The following is a 15,974-nucleotide window of genomic DNA, read 5'->3' as shown; positions in this document are numbered from 1 at the left end:
CCGGTCTAGTCCAATCCGGCAATAAGTACGCCATAATGGCGTGACGTACGTCACACTATCGCCTGGATAAACGTTTAGGCGCAGCTTCTGACGGTCAAATCGGCCGATCACCTGCCGAGCGCCTGCCTACCATGGGTCCACCGGAGCAACAGGGAGTGAACATCCCCGACGTTCCCACGGACCCGCCACCCCTGGGTTTCCTGTCGCACCATTTCCATTGCCTTGAGTCCGCCCGGGCTTGGGTCCCCATGTGCCGTGCGCGCACGGCGAGCACCAGGAGACAACGACGTGTCCATTGACGCAGCCACAGTTACTGACAATTCAGCAGCCACCGCCCTGACAGAAGCCGAGATTTTCGACGCCCACAAGGGCGGCAAGCTGTCCATCACCAGCACGGTCCCGCTGTCCAACAAGCGCGACCTCTCCATCGCCTACACCCCGGGCGTGGCCGAAGTCAGCCGCGCCATCCACAAGCAGCCCGAACTTGCCCGCACCCTGACCTGGGCCGAGCGCCTGGTGGTCGTGGTCAGCGACGGCACCGCCGTCCTGGGCCTGGGCAACATCGGCGCCAGCGCCTCCCTGCCCGTTATGGAGGGCAAGTCCGCCCTCTTCAAGACCTTCGGCGACCTCGACTCCATCCCCCTGGTCCTGAACACCAGCGACGTGGACGAGATCGTGGAAACCCTGGTCCGCCTGCGCCCCAGCTTCGGCGCCGTCAACCTCGAGGACATCGCCGCCCCGCGCTGCTTCGAGCTCGAGGAAAAGCTCATCGAAGCCCTGGACTGCCCCGTCATGCACGATGACCAGCACGGCACCGCAGTTGTTGCCCTGGCCGCCTTGACCAACGCCGCCAAAGTCACCGGACGCCCCCTGGAAGGCCTCCGCGTGGTGGTCTCCGGTGCCGGTGCCGCCGGCATCGCCGTCGCGGAGATCCTGCTCGCCGCCGGCATCACCGACGTTGTCCTGCTGGACTCACGCGGCGTCATCAACAGCAGCCGCGCGGACCTTGCCGCGGACACCACCAGCAAAAAGGCCGACATCGCCCTGCGCAGCAACCCCCGCGGCATCACCGGCGGGCCGGCCGAGGCCCTCACGGGCGCCGACGTCTTCATCGGCGTCTCCTCCTCGAAGCTGGACGAGGAGCACCTGGCGCTGATGAACCAGGACTCGATCGTGTTCGCCCTCTCCAACCCGGACCCCGAAGTGCTGCCCGAGGTGGCCGTGAAGTACGCCGCCGTCGTGGCCACCGGCCGCAGCGACTTCCCGAACCAGATCAACAACGTCCTGGCCTTCCCCGGCATCTTCCGGGGTGCGCTGGATGCCGGCGCCCGCCGCATCACCCCGGCCATGAAGCTCGCGGCAGCGCGGGCCATCGCCGACCTTGCGGCGGAGGACCTGTCGGCGGACTACATCGTCCCCAGCCCGCTGGATCCGCGCGTCGCGCCCGCCGTCACCGCGGCTGTTGCGGCCGCGGTGGAAGCGGAGTAAGCGCCCCTTCCAGCCTGGAAAATTACGACGGCGGCGCCTCCTCGCACAGGAGGCGCCGCCGTCGGGCGTTAAGAGGCTTCCCCCTAAACTGGGGACCATGAATTCCGAGACGGCGGTGACCATCCTGTGCGGCCTGGCCATCCTGGTGGGGGTGGCGGGGACGGTTATCCCGGTCCTGCCGGGCAGCATCCTGATCGGCGCCAGCCTGCTGGCGTGGGCCATCTGGGGCGGGGCAGGGACGGCCGGCTGGGTGGTCTTCGCGGTCGCCATGCTGTTCGTGGCAGCAGGCATGGCCGCCAGCGCCGTGCTCACGGGCAGGAAGCTGAAGCAGCACGCCATTCCCAGCCGCAGCATCGTTGTTGCCCTGGTGGCCGGCGTGGCGGGCATGTTCATCATCCCCGTGGTGGGACTCTTCGTCGGCTTTGCCGCCGGCCTGCTGCTCAGCGAAGTCCTCCGCACCCGGAACATCGGCACCGCCGCCACATCCAGCTGGGCAGCCCTCAAAGCCACCGGGCTGGGGATGCTCGCCGAATTTGGACTCGCCTGCCTGGCCGCCAGCACCTGGGTCATCGGGGTGTGGATCGCGGCCGTCAGCGGCTGAGCGCTTGCAGCCCGCCCGGCATCGGCGTAGAACGGGGAGATGACCGAGCCGGCTTCAGCCCGGGACTACGTTCCGGAGTGGATGGAAAGGTACCAGGCCGCCTGGACGAGCAACGAGCCTGATGATATCCGCGCCTTGTTCACGCCGGACGCGCGCTATGAGACCCGGCCTGGCGACCCGCACCCCTGGCTGGGGCACGACGGGATTGTCGAGGGCTGGCTGGCCGCCCGGGACCAGCCCGCGGACTGGACATTCAGCTGGGAATTGCTGGGGAGCGACGGCGATACGGCCTTCGTCCAGGGCGTCACCATCTATTCGGGGGACAATCCTTCATACGACAACCTCTGGGTGGTGCGGTTCGACGGCTCGGGCCGTGCCAGCTCCTTCACCGAATGGTTCATGGAACGGGTCTGACCCCGCCCTCCTCCTTGCGCCGTGTGGGCAGTGCCCCTAGCATTCCTGCATGAGCCAGCCCCGACGGGAGCCCCGGGCGACAAAGCCGTCGCCGCCCGCCGTGGAAACGCGCCCGGCCCCGCCTGAGCCGGCTGCCGGGGCCAGGGAACTGGGCTGGCGCCGGCTCAACATCCTGCTGGCCCTGGCCATCGTGGCTCTACTGGGGTTCGCCGTCCGTTCCCTGGCCCCGGGCGCATTTGCCGGCCTCGAGGGTGCGGCGAGGGACTTCTTCACCCTCTCCATCAGTGTGGTGATCGAGTCCCTGCCGTTCGTCTTCCTGGGCATCCTGGTCTCGGTTCTGGTGCAGGTGTGGCTGCCGCCCGACGTCCTGTACCGCAGGCTTCCCGCGAATCCGGTGCTGCGCCGCCTGGTCCTGTCCTTCCTGGGCATGCTGATGCCGGTGTGCGAATGCGGGAACGTTCCGATGGCCCGCGGGCTCATGCTGAAGGGCCTGAGCGTCGGCGAGTCGATGACGTTCCTGTTCGCGGCGCCCATCCTGAACCCCGTCACCATCATCACCACCCACCAGGCCTTCGGCTGGGATAACGGAATCCTCGCCGGGCGGCTTGCCGGCGGTTTGCTGATCGCCAACCTGGTGGGCTGGCTTTACAGCCGCCGTGGGCCGGCCGGGGTCCTGAAGCCCAGCTTCAAGGAAGCGTGCGCCGTGGAGGTCGGCCGGCACGAGTCCGGGGGCAAGGTGCGGCGCAGCCTGCAGCTGTTCTCGCGGGAAAGCAACGCCATGATGCCGGCCCTGTTCGCCGGTTCCGCCCTGGCGGGGCTGATCCAGGTGGCGGTGCCCAGGGAGGTCCTGGTCAGGCTCGGGAGTGATCCCGTGTGGTCTGTGCTGGCACTGATGGCACTGGCGTTCATCATCTCCATCTGCTCCACGGTGGACGCTTTCTTCATCCTGTCCTTTGGGGCCACGTTCCTGCCCGGGTCGATCGTGGCGTTCCTGGTCCTCGGGCCCATGCTGGACGTCAAGATGCTGGCACTGCTCCGCACCACGTTCACGGCCGCAACCCTGCTGCGCCTGGTGCTGGTAATCGGTACCTGTTCGGCCGTCCTGGGGGTGGTGATGAATCTTGCTGGCTAAGGGCTTTGCGGGCCGGCAGGGCGTCATGCTGAGCCTGACCGGGATCGCCGCCACACTCGGGCTTGCGCTCACCGGAAAACTCGAGCTGTACATCCATCCCCGCTACGTTCCCTTCACCGTGGGCATGGCAGTGCTGGCCGCCGCGGCATCGGTTGCTGCCTTCATCCTTGTGCCGCCGGAGGGCGCGGAGGGCGCCGCAGACGGCCACAGCCATGCCGACGGCGGTGGCCACAGCCACACTCACGGTCACCTGGGTGCGGGGACGGGAAGTCCCGGCCGCCTCCGTGCCGCGGGCAGCCTCCTGGCCGTCCTCGCCGCCGTGGTGGGGCTGCTGGTCCTGCCACCGGCCACCCTGTCCTCCGAGGCCGCCCGGCAACGGGACCTCAACCTCTCAGGCACGCTGGGGCCGGCCATGACCAGCAGGCTCTCGGAGGAGGACCCGTCGTCGTTCGGTGTCAGGGAATGGGCATCCCTGCTCCGGCGCAGCCCCGGGGACGACTACTTCACCGGCAAGACCGCAACCGTCACCGGGTTCGTCACCGCGGCAAAGGACGATCCGCAGAACGTCTTCTACGTCACCCGGTTCGTGGTCACCTGCTGCACCGTGGATGCCCAGCCCGTGGGCGTCCCCGTGTACCGTCCCGGCTGGCAGGAACAGCACGCAGCGGACAGCTGGGTCACGGCAACAGGGGAGTTCACCCGCAACCCGGACGGTGACAGCAAGGTTGAGCTGCTGCTGTCACCGTCCGCGGTCACGGCAACCACGGAACCCGACCGGCCGTACGTCCACTGAGGCGCTTTCTAGAATCCCAGGCCGCCGAGCTTGTCGCCCAGCCCGCCGGGTAGCTTGCCGAGCAGGTCCGCAGGATTGATGCCCAGCTTGGACATGAGCCCCGCGTGCTGGTCGGTGTCCACCTGGTCCGGCAGTTCTGTCTCGGCCTGTGCGGCCTTATCGGTGTCGCCCTGGGACCTGAGGAGCTCGAGGATCTGGGCCTTATCGATGTGCATGGCATTCTCCTTGGATAGTCTAAAACTGCTAAGGGTGCTTACTACCTTCGCCGATAGCGGGCTGTTGAACAAGGCCCAACGGAAGTTTCCGGCCGTTCTTCTGCACACAGCTGCAGCCGCCAACGCCTGGGCATTGTCCCGGTTAGCATGGAAAGATGACCGCCGGGGATACTGCACCGATCTACTGGGACAGGCGCGACCTCACCCCCTTTGGCCATGCCCAGCTGCGCACGCCGGTCCATGACCTTGCGGGGGGAGTGGGAGGCCTGCTCACGGGCGTGCTGGGCGGACGGAACCCGGCACTGCTGTCCGTAGACGGGGACGTCCCGCGCCTGAAGATGCTCCTGCCCAAGCCGGCCAAGGCAGTCCACGAAGCCGTCTTCACCAGCCGGGAACCCGAGCGGCTGATCACGCTGGCCCGCGCCTATCCCGGATGGGCGGGGCTGTGCTACCTGATGGCCGGGCTGCTGGTCTACAAGCACGGCGGGTACCTGCGTGCCTCAGAGCTCCTGCAGCGCGGACTGACCACCAGGAACGAGGACGAAGCGAACCGCTACTCGTCCACGTACCTCACCAGGATCGTCACCCAGATCGAACTGGCCGAACGGGTGGAGATCCCCGTCCTCTTCAGTGAGGAGTCGGTGTTCCTGGCACTGTCCCACTCGTTCCGGGAAACCGGCCGCACGGAGGCGGCGCTGGACGCCCTCACCGGCCTACCGCCGTCGCTCCCCATGGCGCTTGCCCGCTGCTCCATTGCCTTGACGCTGGGCCGCAGCCGCACGGTGATCGACTGGACCGAAGGCCTGCTGAACGCTGATGACCTGTCCGCCGCGCTGCTGCTGGTCCGGGCGCGCGCCCTCCGCATGGAAGGCCGCTATGAGGCGGCCCACCAGGCCATCGCCGAGGTCCTGCGGCGGCGCAAGACGCACCTCGCGCTGCGGAACGACGCCTTGACTGACAGGGCGCTGCTGCTCCTGGAGTCCAGCCGGCGCTCGCTGAATCCCCGTGACTGGGGCCGCCGCCGCCCCGACCCCGAGCCGCAGCGGGAGATCGCGGCGCCCGTTCCCATTCGAAAGGACGAAGAGATGCGCCGGATCTGGGAACAGGACTGGAAGAAGCTCAGCGAGGATTAAACCGCGGATGCAAGCAGTGGCAGGAGCTGCTCGCTGACCAGGACCACCCCCAGGACCACCATGATGATGCCGCTGGCCAGGGTAACAGCCCGGGCCGCACCCGGCCGGCTCTGCAGCAGGGTGCGTGAAAGCAGTGCCACGGCCGTGTAGACGGCGCCTGCCAGCGCAACGAAAGTCATGCCGAGGAGGCCGGACTGGACAGGGACCGGCAGGGAGGCCTCCGCGCTGACGAACTGCGGGATCAGCGCCACGTAGAACAGCAGGCCCTTGGGGTTGATCCCGCTGGTGCCCATGCCCTGCAGGAACGTTCGAAGCTGGGTGGCGGCAGGGCGGCCGACGGCGTCTGCCGCGCTGAAGGAGGCGCCGCGCCAGGAGCGGAGCGTGCTGATGCCAAGCCACATGAGGTACGCGGCGCCGGCCAAGGTGATCCAGCCCAGGACGCCCGGCATACCGGTCAGGACGGCGGCCAGCCCGGCCACCAGCAGGACGGTGTGCAGGACGTACCCGCCGCAAAGCCCGGCAACGGCGGGGACGAAACTGCGTTGACGGAGGCCTGCGGTGATGGAGTACGCCCAGTCCACGCCGGGCGTGCAGGCCAGGGCGGCGGCCACCAGCACAAAGGCCAGGAACAGCTCCGGATTCATGGGTTTCTCCTGTCAGCGGATGTCTCAGGAGAAACCTTAGGGACTTTCGGCGCAGAAGTGCTGTCCCTTTTTCGCCCGCCCCACTATTCAGGCAGTAGGATTCTTGCGTGCTGGACCATATTGATAGAAATATTTTGCGCCACCTCAAGGAGGACGGCCGCATGACCGCCACGGCGCTTGCCGCCAAGGTGGGACTGACCGTGGCGCCGTGCCACCGGCGGCTGCGGGACCTGGAGCAATCGGGGGTGATCCGCGGATACAAGGCGGACATCGACCCCGCGGCCGTGGGGCTGGGCTTTGAGGCAATTGTGTTCGTCACGCTGCGGCAGGTGGACCGTCCCACCATGGAGATCTTCGAGACCAGGGTGGCGGACAATCCCAACATCGTGGAGGCGCAGCGGCTGTTCGGGTCGCCGGACTACCTGCTGAAGGTCATCGCGGAGGACCTGCCGTCCTACCAGCGCTTCTACGACGCCGAGCTGACGTCCTTGCCGGGTGTGGAGCGCCTGACGTCCACGCTGGTGATGAAGAACCTGAAATCCAACGCGGGACCACCCGTGTAGGCAGCGCCCCGGAGCAGCAGCGGGTGCGGGGCGTGGCCGCCCCGTCAGTCGGCCGCCAGCAGCCCCGTGGTGCGGTAGGGGATGACCTCCCGCAGGAACATGCTGGTGGACGTGCGCACGATGCCCGGGCACAGCCGGATCTCCTCGGATACCCGGTAAAGGTCGTCCGGGCTGGTGGCCACCACGCGGATCAGCAGGTCCGTATCCCCGGCAGGTGCGTGGCATTCGAGGACTTCCGGGATCTCCCGAAGCGCGGCGATGGCCTCGTTGAGGTGGCTCTGGTCCAGTTCAGCACTGACCGCCGCCGCCACCCCACGCCCCAGCGCCGAGGGGAGCACCCTGCTGCTGTTGGGCCGCAGCGCACCCGACGCCGCCATCCGCTCCAGCCGCGACTGCACCGTTCCGCGGGCCAGGCCCAGCCGCTGGGCCAGGACCATGATGGGAACGCGAGGATCCTCGTCGAGTGCCCGAAGGATCCGCTTATCGGTCGTGTCCAGTTGCTGCAATCTGATCATTTCCCGTCTGATGAGCGCCCAGGGGTTAGTCAGAGTGATCAACAAAATCCCGGGCAGTTGCACCAACTGTAGGTCTGCTGCTCAAATGATGGCAACAGGGCAAAGGCTACCGCCGGATCCCGCAGGCTACAGGCTTTCCGGCACACCACCCGGGCGCTGCACCCCGCTTCCCGCAAAGAAGCCGCCGCTGATTGACTCTTGTTCACGCATCGTCATTCCGCACCCCACGGCAAGAGCCCCTGAGCCACCGATCGTCGGATTTTCCGAAGGCATCGGTAGCTGAGGGGCTCTTGTGCTGTTCCCCTTAGGCTGGATCCATGACCTCCGCCGGCCGATTCGCCCCCAGTCCGTCCGGCGAGCTGCATGTGGGCAACCTGCGGACGGCCATCCTGGCATGGCTCTTCGCCCGTTCCACAGGCCGCACCTTCCTGCTGCGGGTTGAGGACCTGGACCGGGCACGGGCGGGGGCGGAAGCGGAACAGTTGCGGGACCTGGAAGCCATCGGCGTGACCTGGGACGGTGAAGTGGTTCGGCAAACTGGCCGCGGCCGGCTCTACGCTGACGCCATTACACGCCTGCACAACGCCGGCCTCACGTATGAATGCTTCTGCACACGCCGGGAAATCCAGGAGGCGCCGTCCGCTCCGCACGCACCCCAGGGGGCGTATCCGGGGACCTGCCGGAACCTCGATCAGGCCGAGTTGGAGTTCAAGCGTGCCGCCCGGCCGGCCGCCGTCCGGCTGCGGTCTGCCGTGCAGGAGTACTCCGTGCAGGACCGCCTGCACGGCACATTCACCGGGGTTGTGGATGACTTCGTGCTGCGGCGCAATGACGGTGTCACCGCCTACAACTTGGCTGTGGTGGTGGACGACGCCGAGCAGGGCGTTGACCAGGTGGTCCGCGGCGATGACCTCCTCCCGTCCACGCCGCGGCAGGCATATCTCGCATCGCTCCTGCATATTCCCGTTCCGGAATATGTCCACGTTCCCCTGGTGGTTAATGCCGACGGCGTGCGCCTGGCCAAGCGCGATGGCGCGATGACGCTGGGCGACCTTTCCCGCGCAGGCACCCCTGTTGCCGCCGTCCGGGACCGGCTGCTCACATCGCTCGGACTGCCGGCCGGAACGCTTGAGCAGGCGCTGAATTCGTTCGATCCCAATGTGCTCCCCCGGCAGCCGTGGATCTGGTCCGCCTAAAGCGGACCGCACCTAAACCAGGATCCGGCGTCAACCTTTGTTGACGCCAGGATCGGTCGTCAACTAATGTTGACGGCATGGAGGTGGACCGGATGAAGACACTGGTCGGATCGATGGATGGAATGGGGCCCGCGGAAGCGCTGCAGGCAATCGCCGAGCTGCAGAAGGAAGTCCACCGGACGGAATCCTCGCTGGTACGGAGCGCCCGGCAGGCCGGCCTCTCGTGGGAGGCCATCGCACTCTGCCTGGGAGTCAGCAAGCAGGCCGTCCATCGCAAGTACGGCAAGAAGTAGCATCGCGCGGAACCTTTGGTGCTGTGTGAGCCTCGGCGGCCGGTTCAGCCTAGGCTTAGGACATGTCAGACCAGCATGCCGCGGAGCAGAGCCCGGCGCCCAGATTCACGGTTGAGACCGCAAAGGTCCTCGCCGAGGTGGCCCACAACCGGCAAAAGGACAAGCTCAAGCGCCCGTACAAGGACCACGTCCTCGCCGTCGGTGACGCGCTTGCCGATTTCGACGACGACATCCGGATTGCGGGATATCTGCACGACATCGCCGAGGACACCCCGATAACACGGCAGGCGCTGCTGGACATGGGCGTGTCCGAGCGGTCCGTGGAGATTATCGAACGCGTCACCAACCGGCTGCACGAGAACCCGGACGACTACCAGGCCGGAATCCGCGAGATCGCTGAGCACCACGATGCCGCCCTGGTCAAGATTGCGGACAACGCCCACAACTCACTGCCCGAACGGGTCCAGGCACTGGCCGAGAAGTGGCCGGACAAGCCGCCGGTCACGAAGTACCGGGATGCCCGTCCCGTGCTGTACGCGGCCGTGGAGGTGGAGGAGGTCCGGAAGATCCTGGCGCGCGTGAACCCGTGGCTGCTCGAGGAGCTGGACGACCAGTTGGATGAGGAAGACACCACGGACTACGAGAACCTGTCCTACGGGGAGCAGGATGCCGCCGGTGGCGCGGCGCTGGACGCTAGGACGGGCGGTGAGCAGTAGTCTCCAGCTTCTCCAGCGCGTGATGCAGCCGGTCGGAACCGCGGCGCTCATCGATGACGATCGACATGCCGAGCGCCAGCACGATCACCAGCAGGCAGACCGGGACGGAAACTCCTGCCGCCGCCATGCCAACTGAAGCGGCCAGCGCCGCCAGCACACCTGCTGCCACGGTGATGACCGTCCGGTCCGGGCCCACCATCACGCTGTACAGCCAGGTCAGTGAACCTTTGAACAGTGCCACGGGAACTGCGATGCTGGCCACCGCCACGGCGCCGCTGATGTGTGCCTCGTGGTCGATGAAGTACGCCGCCACGTGCAGCCCGGCGCCGGTGGCGGCAATCGCAGCGAAGATTGGGATGTGGCCGTAACCGAACAGGAATGACCGGTGGCGCCGCAGGTGCAGCGCGCGTCCGGCGGGAAGCATGAAGTAGATCCACCACATGCCGAAAGCCAGGGCTGTGCCGCCAAAGCCAACAAGCGCGGCGTCCACGCTCCAGCCGTGGTTGGCCACAATGGCGCGGAGCGTCTCGATCGCACCGATAAGGCATTCACCCAAAGCGATGATGGCCAGCAGCCCGTACCGCTCGGCAATGTGGTGGGCGTGCCATGGGGTCCGGGCTTTTCGCTCCGCGGCATACGGGGTGGACATCTCCAGGACGATCAGGGGCACAATCATGAAGAATGTGGTGGGAACGTCCGCCTCGATGATCAGCACCGCGATCCAGCCGAGCTGCACCAGCGCAAGGTATTTCGCGTAGCGCAGGCACGTGTCGCGGCGGGCAGGATCCTGCCTGGCCGCCCGCAGCCATTGGGCAACCAGTGCCAGCCGCATGATCACGTAGCCGGCCACGATCACCGCGTTGTCCACATGCCTGCCTTCCACCAGGGAATGGAACATGGGCTCGATCCCCATGGCAAGGATCAGGACGCCAACGATCTGGACCATCGTGACCACGCGGAAGATCCAGTCATCGGTGTCATAGGCGCTGGCGAACCACGTGAAGTTAATCCACGCCCAGATGACGGCGAACATCGCGAAGGAGAACCCCATCAGGCCGGCAACGAAATGCGCTTCGGCGATTTCGTGGGCGAACTGGCTGCCGGCAACGCCGAAGGCGATCACGAAGGTCAGGTCGAAAAAGAGTTCAAGCGGTGTGGCCGCGCGGTGCTTTTCATGCGGATCGCGGCCGCCCATGCGCGCCATGGCATGCCGGAGGGGGTTGGAGGACATGCTTCAAACGTTACTGCCTTACACGCGGCCCAGGGCGTCGATGTCTTCGAGGAAGTCCTGGTGGACTTCCTCGCTGACGGTGGTGCGGGTTTCGGCGATGGCGTCGAGGTAATCCTGGGTGGCGGGGCCCTTCCGGACCGCCTCCCGGACGGAAAGCTGCCCTCCGGAGGCCAGCCCGCCGTCGTCGTACACTGCTTTTTCCAGGGCGCGCTGGGAGGCGCTGCGGGCGGCATACTCGATGTCGGCGGGAGAGAAGCCCTGGGTGCGCTCCACCAGCAGGTCAACATCAACGGCGTCCACCACGGGAGCGGGGATGAACCGCTGCCACATCGCTTCTCGGGCCTGCCGGTCCGGCAGGCCGATGGGGATGACGTAGTCGAATCGGCCGTGGCGCAGGAAGGCGGTGTCCAGGGCGCGGATGAAGTTGGTGGCGCAGACCAGCAGGCGGCCTGGCTGTTCGCGGAAGGCCGGGATGATCTTGAGCAGTTCGTTGGTGACGCCCTGCAGCGGGGACGGCGGCTCACCCGAGCGCTGTGACGCAATTTCCTCCACCTCGTCGATGAACACCACGGCGTGTTCCAGCTCGGCGATCTCCAGGAAGGTCTCGCGGAGGGCGCCGGCCAGACCCTGCGGGTCCGCGGCGAGCCGGGAGGGGAAGACTTCCACGAAGGGCCACTCGAGGCGGGAGGCGATGGCCTTGGCGAAGGTGGTCTTGCCGGTGCCGGGCGGGCCGAAAAGTACGACGGCGCGGGGCGGAACCACACCGAATTCGTCGGCGAGGTCGGCCTCGGCCAGGGGGAGTACCAGGCGGCGTTCGAGCAGTTCCTTCTCCTTGCGCATGCCGGCCACGTTTTCCCAGAGGTCGCGGGCAAGGACGCGGCCGCCCAGCTGGCCCAGGGCGCCGAGCTCCTGGCGCTGGACGGGAATGGTCCGTTCGAAGTAGCGCAGGTTCTTCTTCAGGGCGAAGCCGCGGCCGAGGAATGCCTCCACCCGGGTTTCCGATTCCGGCATCAGCGCGGAGAGCTTGTTGAGGCCGTGCGGTGCCATGCGGTTTTCGACGGCGGCCAGCAGCGAGGTGCCGATTCCCCGGCCCCGGTACTCAGGCAGGGTTGCGAGGAAAACGATCCAGCCCTGGTCGTGCGCGGCGCGTCCGACGGCGGCACCCACCACCTGGTCGCCCTGCACCGCCACCACGGCGTGGTCCTTCTCGCAGGATGCCAGGACCTCGGAAAGGGCGTAGACGGGTTCCACATTGCTTGCCTTCAGGGTCTCCCAGAGGTGCAGGATCCCGTCAAGGTCCGAGGAGTGGAAGTCCCTGATCCGCCAGTTGGTCATGCTGTTTCTCCCGAGTGGTTCGACGTTGAACTGCGTGCTGGAGCCCCTGTGATGACCCGCACAGGAAGCATAAGCGATCTCCGCCCAAACGCAGGTTGCCGGCCCGTTGCATGACGCTTACCCGGCCGGGTTTTGGGGTAGGCGAAGCCGTTGAGAGGCCCATGGCCGAGGAGTAGTGTGATGCGCACCTCACCCGAACCCAATCAGGAGCAACCATGCCATATCTGGGACGCCGGCTCGGAGCCGTAACGGCGGCGCTGGCGATGAGCGTGACCACTGGAGCACTGGCGAGCCCGGCCTCTGCCCATCCGCGGCAGGCCGACAACGTCGAAAAAAGGCCTACAGCAACCGGCTACGGAGGCGCCGTCAGCACCGTTGACCCCGACGCCTCCGCCGCCGCCATCGAAATCCTCCGCAAGGGTGGCAACGCCGTCGACGCCGCTGTCGCCGCAGCAGCCACCCTGGGCGTCACCGAACCCTACAGCGCCGGCATCGGCGGTGGCGGCTACTTTGTGTTCTACGACGCGAAGAGGGGCAAGGTCAGCACAATCGACGGCCGCGAGACCGCACCGGCCGCGATGCCCAGAACCGCGTTCATCGATCCGGCCAGTCCCGCGGATAAACCCGTTGCCTACCCGTTCCGCAAGCAGGCTACAAGTGGCATGTCCGTTGGTGTGCCGGGGACTCCAGCAACCTGGGAACGCGCGTTGGACCGCTGGGGCAGCATGGACCTTGCAGAAACGCTGGAACCTGCCATTGACGTTGCCGAAGAAGGTTTTGTGGTGGACGAGACCTTCCGCCTGCAGACCGCGGAAAACCAGGACCGCTTTGCTCCGTTTGCCGCTACCAGGGAGCTGTTCCTGCCCGGAGGTGCTCCTCCCGCTGTTGGAACTGTCTTCACAAATCCGGACCTTGCCGAGACGTACCGGATTCTGGGGCACAAGGGCGTGGATGAGTTCTATGAAGGTCCGATCGCCGAGGAAATCGTCTCCACTGTCCGGAATGCACCCTCATCCGTGGATGCCAACGTTCCGGTTCCCGGACCCGCAGGCGTCATGACAACTGAAGACCTGGATGATTACGAGGCCCTGGACCAGGACCCCACCCATGTTGAGTACCGCGGCTATGACGTTTACGGCATGGCACCTTCCAGCAGCGGTGGGACCACAGTGGGCGAGGCCTTGAACATCCTGGAGGTGTTCGACCTTCCCGCTCTTGCCAACGACAAGCCAAAAGTCCTGCACCACTACCTTGAAGCCAGCGCCCTCGCGTTCGCCGACCGCGGCAAGTATGTTGGCGATCCTGCCTTCGTGGACGTTCCTACGGAAGAACTCCTTGACCCGGTCTTCGGCAAGGAGCGGGCCTGCGAGATCAATCCCAACCGCGCGGCAACCAAGCCTGTGGCCGCAGGCGACGTGGCGTCGTACGACGGCGTGTGCCCGGCAAAACCGGCGGCGCTTAGTGACGCCTCGGATACGGAGAACATCAATACCACCAACCTCACCGTTTCCGACAAGTGGGGCAACGTGGTGGAGTACACCCTCACCATCGAGCAGACCGGCGGGTCCGGCATCGTGGTTCCCGGGCGCGGCTTCATCCTGAACAACGAGCTCACGGACTTCTCGCCGGTGTACAGCGAAACCGACCCCAACCGCATCGAGCCGGGCAAGCGGCCGCGCTCGTCCATGTCGCCCACCATCGTGCTCAAGGACGGCGAACCGTTCGTGGCGCTTGGTTCCCCGGGCGGTTCCACCATCATCACCACCGTCCTGCAGACGCTCATTAACAGGATTGACCTGGGCATGAACATCCAGGACGCCCTTGCCGCCCCGCGCGCCTCGCAGCGCAATACGGCCAATGTAAGCGCTGAGCAGGCCTTCATCGACGCGCCGTACGGCAAGGACCTTGCCACACGGTACGGCCACACGTTTACCGCTGCGGGTGCGCCAGGCACCTCTGCGGCGGAAATCGGCGCCGCCACGGCCATTGAGTTCCTGCCGGACGGGCGTAATGTCGCTGCAGCCGAACCAACAAGGCGCGGCGGCGGTTCGGCGATGGTGGTAGAGCCGTCATGGCATAAGTAGCGATAACAGCGATTCCTGTTAAAACCCCGACGGCGGCACCTGAGGTTCTGTAGCTCCAGAACCAAAGGTGCCGCCGTCGGGCGTTGCGGCGTGTTAGCCGGCGTGCACTACTTCTTGAACGTCTCCGCCGGCGGGTTGGCGACCACCGGGGAGATACCGGTGAAGCCTTCGCGGGTTTCGGCGATGTCGTTGATGCGTTTGCGGCAGGCGTACCAGCCGAAGACCATGAGGATGGAGGCGATGGCGGTGACGAGCATGGTCAGGGGCGATTCGATGAAGACCATGATCAGGACCCCGAGGAGGAAGAGGAGGGAGAGGTAGCCGGTGTAGGGGGCGCCGAACATGCGGAAGGTGGGGCGTTTGAGCCAGCCTTTGTTTGACCAGCGGTGGAGTTGGATCTGGCACAGGACGATGGTGGCCCAGGTCATGATGATGCCGACGGAGGCGACGTTGAGGACGATTTCGAAGGCATCGGCGGGGACGAGGTAGTTCAGCGGGACGCCCAGGAGGGAGACGCCGGCGGTGATGGCGATGCCGCCGTAGGGGACGCCTGCTTTGTTCATCCGGGACGCGAACTTGGGGGCGGAGCCGTTGACGGACATGGAGCGCAGGATCCGGCCGGTGGAGTAGAGCCCGGCGTTGAGGGAGGACAGGGCGGCGGTGAGGACGACGAGGTTCATGATGACGTCCACGCCCTGGATGCCGATGGAGCCGAAGAAGGTCACGAAGGGGCTGACGCCTTTTTCGTAGGAGGTGTAGGGCAGCAGCAGGGCCAGGAGGATGACGGAGCCGACGTAGAACACTGCGATGCGGAAGACCACGGAGTTGATGGCCTTGGGCATGATTTTTTCGGGGTTTTCGGTTTCGCCGGCGGCGGTGCCGACCAGTTCGATGGAGGCGTAGGCGAACAGGACGCCCTGCATGAGGATGATCATAGGCAGCAGGCCGTTGGGGAAGATCCCGCCGTTATCGGAGATGAGGCTGAAGCCGACTTGTTGGCCGTCCACGGGGGTGCCGAAGATGACGAAGTAGGTGCCGACGATGAGGAAGATGACCAGGGCGGCGACCTTGATCAGGGCGAACCAGAATTCCATTTCGCCAAAGACCTTGACCGAGACCAGGTTCAGGGCCAGGACCACGACCAGGGCGATCAGTGCCCAGGCCCATTGTGGCACTGCTGCCATCCAGGGGATGTAGTTGCCGAAGAAGTTCATGTACAGGGCCGCGGCGGTGATGTCCACGATGGTGGTGGTGGCCCAGTTGATCCAGTAGAACCAGCCGGAGACGAACGCGGCTTTTTCGCCGAAGAATTCCCGGGCGTAGGAGACGAAGGAGCCCGAGGAGGGCCGGTGCAGGACCAGTTCGCCCAGGGCCCGCAGGATCAGGAACGCGAAGAACCCGCAGACCGCGTACGCGATGACCAGCGACGGACCCGCGGCGTTCAGCCGCCCGCCGGCGCCCAGGAACAGGCCGGTACCGATCGCGCCGCCGATCGCGATCATCTGGATCTGCCGCGGCTTGAGGTTCTTGTGGTAACCCTTGTCCTCGGCATGCAACGCCGACTCGGAAGCATGGGCCTGCGGCGGGACGGTGTGGTCCGTGATGGGGGGATTTGTCATGG

17 protein-coding genes are annotated in these 15,974 nt (G+C 66.1%); 11 read left to right on the top strand and 6 right to left on the bottom strand.

The genetic code is table 11. The features are described 5' to 3' along the window. Positions 1-288: 288 nt before the first annotated feature. The 5 genes from AC5RWA_RS07520 to AC5RWA_RS07500 all read left to right on the top strand — a co-directional run bounded on the left by AC5RWA_RS07520 (position 289) and on the right by AC5RWA_RS07500 (position 4,428). Entirely contained in the window at positions 289-1,488 is a 1,200-nt protein-coding gene (locus tag AC5RWA_RS07520) for an NAD(P)-dependent malic enzyme (protein WP_494057123.1), read from the top strand. Between the two features lie 97 nt (positions 1,489-1,585). Next, positions 1,586-2,089 carry a DUF456 domain-containing protein gene (locus AC5RWA_RS07515; RefSeq protein WP_079597996.1) on the top strand — a complete coding sequence of 168 codons (504 nt, stop codon included), beginning with the start codon at positions 1,586-1,588 and terminating at the stop codon, positions 2,087-2,089. Between the two features lie 39 nt (positions 2,090-2,128). Further along, on the top strand, positions 2,129-2,503 hold the full coding sequence (locus tag AC5RWA_RS07510; RefSeq protein ID WP_494057122.1) for a nuclear transport factor 2 family protein: 375 nt from the start codon (positions 2,129-2,131) through the stop codon (positions 2,501-2,503). A 49-nt stretch (positions 2,504-2,552) separates the two neighbouring features. Beyond that, positions 2,553-3,635, top strand: coding sequence for a permease (locus AC5RWA_RS07505; protein WP_494057121.1), 1,083 nt, complete (start codon positions 2,553-2,555; stop codon positions 3,633-3,635). Between the two features lie 25 nt (positions 3,636-3,660). Next, positions 3,661-4,428, top strand: coding sequence for a TIGR03943 family putative permease subunit (locus tag AC5RWA_RS07500; RefSeq protein ID WP_494057120.1), 768 nt, complete (start codon positions 3,661-3,663; stop codon positions 4,426-4,428). A gap of 8 nt (positions 4,429-4,436) precedes the next feature. On the opposite strand, the gene AC5RWA_RS07495 is transcribed toward AC5RWA_RS07500, so the two are convergent. Further along, positions 4,437-4,643 (bottom strand): hypothetical protein, encoded by a 207-nt coding sequence (locus tag AC5RWA_RS07495; RefSeq protein ID WP_494057119.1) that lies wholly within the window; start codon positions 4,641-4,643, stop codon positions 4,437-4,439. 155 nt (positions 4,644-4,798) lie between these two features. Here AC5RWA_RS07495 and AC5RWA_RS07490 point away from each other — a divergent pair, with 155 nt between their 5' ends. Then, positions 4,799-5,776, top strand: coding sequence for a hypothetical protein (locus AC5RWA_RS07490; RefSeq protein ID WP_494057118.1), 978 nt, complete (start codon positions 4,799-4,801; stop codon positions 5,774-5,776). Here the strand turns inward: AC5RWA_RS07490 and AC5RWA_RS07485 are convergent. Beyond that, positions 5,773-6,420 carry a LysE family translocator gene (locus AC5RWA_RS07485; protein ID WP_079597990.1) on the bottom strand — a complete coding sequence of 216 codons (648 nt, stop codon included), beginning with the start codon at positions 6,418-6,420 and terminating at the stop codon, positions 5,773-5,775. The two genes, AC5RWA_RS07490 and AC5RWA_RS07485, sit on opposite strands and share 4 nt — an antisense overlap. Before the next feature lie 107 nt (positions 6,421-6,527). On the opposite strand from AC5RWA_RS07485, the gene AC5RWA_RS07480 reads away from it, so the two are divergent. Further along, positions 6,528-6,983 (top strand): Lrp/AsnC family transcriptional regulator, encoded by a 456-nt coding sequence (locus AC5RWA_RS07480; RefSeq protein WP_079597989.1) that lies wholly within the window; start codon positions 6,528-6,530, stop codon positions 6,981-6,983. A gap of 44 nt (positions 6,984-7,027) precedes the next feature. Here the strand turns inward: AC5RWA_RS07480 and AC5RWA_RS07475 are convergent, their stop codons facing one another. Then, positions 7,028-7,498, bottom strand: a complete 471-nt coding sequence (locus tag AC5RWA_RS07475) for an Lrp/AsnC family transcriptional regulator (RefSeq protein WP_494057117.1) — start codon at positions 7,496-7,498, stop codon at positions 7,028-7,030. Between the two features lie 317 nt (positions 7,499-7,815). Between AC5RWA_RS07475 and gluQRS the strand changes: the two genes are divergently transcribed. From gluQRS to AC5RWA_RS07460, 3 genes are all read left to right on the top strand, one after another. Then, complete coding sequence (gluQRS, locus tag AC5RWA_RS07470; protein ID WP_494057116.1) at positions 7,816-8,694, top strand: tRNA glutamyl-Q(34) synthetase GluQRS; 879 nt, start codon at positions 7,816-7,818, stop codon at positions 8,692-8,694. Between the two features lie 77 nt (positions 8,695-8,771). Beyond that, on the top strand, positions 8,772-8,987 hold the full coding sequence (locus tag AC5RWA_RS07465; protein WP_079597986.1) for a transcriptional regulator: 216 nt from the start codon (positions 8,772-8,774) through the stop codon (positions 8,985-8,987). A 62-nt stretch (positions 8,988-9,049) separates the two neighbouring features. Next, a complete protein-coding gene (locus AC5RWA_RS07460) occupies positions 9,050-9,703 on the top strand; it encodes an HD domain-containing protein (protein ID WP_494057115.1) in 654 nt (217 codons plus the stop codon). Here the strand turns inward: AC5RWA_RS07460 and AC5RWA_RS07455 are convergent. Both AC5RWA_RS07455 and AC5RWA_RS07450 read right to left on the bottom strand, forming a co-directional pair. Further along, a complete protein-coding gene (locus AC5RWA_RS07455; protein ID WP_494057114.1) occupies positions 9,681-10,934 on the bottom strand; it encodes a low temperature requirement protein A in 1,254 nt (417 codons plus the stop codon). The genes AC5RWA_RS07460 and AC5RWA_RS07455 overlap by 23 nt on opposite strands. A gap of 18 nt (positions 10,935-10,952) precedes the next feature. Next, entirely contained in the window at positions 10,953-12,269 is a 1,317-nt protein-coding gene (locus AC5RWA_RS07450) for an ATP-binding protein (protein ID WP_079597983.1), read from the bottom strand. A 215-nt stretch (positions 12,270-12,484) separates the two neighbouring features. On the opposite strand from AC5RWA_RS07450, the gene ggt reads away from it, so the two are divergent. Beyond that, positions 12,485-14,353: a gamma-glutamyltransferase gene (gene ggt, locus AC5RWA_RS07445; protein WP_494057113.1), complete on the top strand. Its 1,869-nt coding sequence runs from the start codon at positions 12,485-12,487 to the stop codon at positions 14,351-14,353. Between the two features lie 107 nt (positions 14,354-14,460). Here the strand turns inward: ggt and AC5RWA_RS07440 are convergent, their stop codons facing one another. Then, positions 14,461-15,972, bottom strand: coding sequence for an amino acid permease (locus AC5RWA_RS07440; protein ID WP_494057112.1), 1,512 nt, complete (start codon positions 15,970-15,972; stop codon positions 14,461-14,463). Between the last annotated feature and the right edge of the window lie 2 nt (positions 15,973-15,974).

This window comes from Arthrobacter sp. 210 2 (assembly GCF_059093025.1).
Note: the sequence above shows the minus strand (reverse complement) of the source record. Positions and strands in the feature narration are given on the sequence as shown.